1 protein-coding gene and 1 rRNA gene are annotated in these 2,551 nt (G+C 53.9%); one reads left to right on the top strand and one right to left on the bottom strand.

The window, feature by feature from the left end; genetic code table 11:
- The first annotated feature begins 33 nt into the window (after positions 1–33).
- Positions 34–150, top strand: a 5S ribosomal RNA gene (gene rrf / locus HMPREF1206_RS01770).
- Between the two features lie 528 nt (positions 151–678).
- Here the strand turns inward: rrf and HMPREF1206_RS01765 are convergent.
- Complete coding sequence (locus tag HMPREF1206_RS01765) at positions 679–2,127, bottom strand: nucleobase:cation symporter-2 family protein (protein WP_016421695.1); 1,449 nt, start codon at positions 2,125–2,127, stop codon at positions 679–681.
- Positions 2,128–2,551: the final 424 nt, after the last annotated feature.

The raw sequence follows: 2,551 nt of genomic DNA, 5'->3' as shown, positions 1-2,551 counted from the left end.
GTTGTGGTGGGGATGGGTTGTTGCCTGGTTTTTGTCGGTGGTGTTAGCGGTGGGGTCACGCCCGGTCCCATTCCGAACCCGGAAGCTAAGTCCACCAGCGCCGATGGTACTGCACTCGGGAGGGTGTGGGAGAGTAGGTCGCCGCCGGCATAATAATCTTTTTTGTGGGTCGTGGTAGCCAGTTCCCGTGTGGGGCGGGGGTGCTGCGGCCCACTTTTTGCTACCCACAGGTAAACGGAATTCAATCAATAAATGTCGTAGTTTATGTCTCGGTGATAGACACTGATCTTGATTGGTTGCGGGTACTTGGAACGGGTTCGATGCGCAGTAGACTGGTCGAAGGCGCCTCGAATTCTGGCACTGCGCTTGTTGGCATGTCCTATTCATTTATTGCACTTCTCTGACTATCACTGTCACTCATGCCTACATGCCGATGCCCCGGTTCAATTAAGGCTTTACTGCCAAGCTGTCCAAATAGGGATCCATACGCTTATTTGGAATTCGCCCTGATTCTTAAGCCCTACCTACGAGACAACGCAGCGCCATCCAAGGTCGCGCCAAAAGGAAATCCCGTATGGGCGAGGTATTTTCTGCGCCCATACGGGAATGTGTTGTATTTAGTCACGCCAGCGCGTTCTGGGATTGAGCTATCCAGCCGCGCTGATCAAAGTACCGAAGTTAGTTATTGCTGCTCGGCTTATCTGGCGGGACGTCGCCGTAGCCGTCGTGGTCCTTATCTTCAGAGTTGATACCTCCGCGGAAGGTGTCGTGAGCACTCGGAGTAACTGCGTGCGGTGCACGGTCGGCGGTGTTGAACAACAGGTTCAAGATGATTGCTGCGACGGAACCTACGCAGATTCCTGAGGCCATAAACGTTTGTGCCCATGCCGGCAGTCCGGAGAATAGTTCGGGCGATACAGCAGGAAGCAATGCCAGTGCCAACGGAATACCAACGACAATCACGTTGGATTCAGTGAACTTAACCTTGGATAGGGTGCGGACGCCGGATGCTGCGACCATGCCGAACAAGGCGATACCGGCACCTCCCAAAACTGGAGCTGGGATAGCAGCAACGAGAGCGGCCGTCTTTGGAATCAGGCCTAGAACCAGCAGCATTCCGCCTGCAGCTGCGGTAACCCACCGGGATCGCACACCCGTGATGGACAGGACGCCGATGTTCTGGGCAAACGCCGTGTATTGGAAGGTATTGAAAATACCACCGATCACGGTCGCAGCACCGTCGGCACGCAGTGTGTCGGCAATACGGCGATTATCAATCTCGGTCTCGGTAATCTCACCGATTGCAAGCACATCTCCAGTCGCCTCGACCATAGTCACAAGCGAGACAATGCACATGGCAAATACAGCCGAGAAGACAAACTCAGGCATGCCGAAGTAGAACGGATGTGTCAGCCCAAAGATTGGTGAGTCCTTAGTCCCAGACCAATCCACCATTCCCAATGGAATGCACAGCAGCAACCCAGAAATCATGCCCACTAGAACGGCGATTCGGGCGAGCCATTCCGGTGCCCAACGCTCAATACTGAGAATCAAGACCAACACAAACACAGCTACTGCCAAGTTTTGGGGCGTGCCGAAATCAGGAGTGTCCTTGACTTCAGCACCGCCACCAACCCAGTCAGCTGCGACTGGCATAAGCGTCGTACCGATAATCAATAGCACCGTGCCAGTGACCAACGGCGGAAATAGACGTAGAAGCGATGCAAAAAGCGGTGCAAAGAGCATCATGAAAATGCCCGATGCAATCACCGAACCGTAGATTGCGGGCACGCCGTATTGCGATCCGATAGTGACCATCGGAATGGCGGCAGAGAAGGTACAGCCCTGAATCAGTGGTAACCGCACACCAAATCGCCAAATACCCACCGACTGCACGATGGTGGCGATGCCGGCAACAAACAGGTCCGCGGCAATTAGGTGCGGAATATCGGATGGGGACATACGCCCGGCATCCACAAGTGCCCAGCCCACGAAAAGCGGGACTGCCACCGCGCCTGCATACGCGGCGAGCACATGTTGAAAGCCGAGTACAAGCAATTTCACATGGCCCGGATACTCATCGACCGGATGGACCGGCCGGGCATCGGTCTTCGTTGATGTAGTCACAGTTCGACTTTAGTTCCCTAGCCCAGCTTTTCCTCACTGGAGCTTTCTATTGGGGTGGTTTCGCTCCATCTCGCTTTACGACGAAGGCCTCGAGACTTGTCACTTTGCTGAGATAACTCGTGAGTGTGCGTAAGAAGCCGGTGAACGAACGCATTGCCGAACAGCTTTAAGTGAAACTCTAGGGTTATGGTCTTCTATTAGCTCGAAAGTACCCAAGAAAGTCATTGTGACCTGGGGGTTCGCTTTATGTGTGAAGTGTGTGTAATGTATCCGGGGTCAGCGCGACAGGGCGATGTGATTGCTTGTTGTGGTGATGTGGGGGAGAGTTTACTTTGTATTCACGGTCGGTTTGACTTGTGTTTGCAGTGAAGGTAGAGTCTTCTTCTGCTGCTCATGTGGTGGTTGCCCTGGTTGGGGTGGTTGT

Source organism: Corynebacterium sp. HFH0082 (assembly GCF_000411235.1).
Taxonomy (GTDB): Bacteria; Actinomycetota; Actinomycetes; order Mycobacteriales; family Mycobacteriaceae; genus Corynebacterium; species Corynebacterium jeikeium_D.
This window is presented reverse-complemented; position numbering and strand designations above follow the sequence as displayed.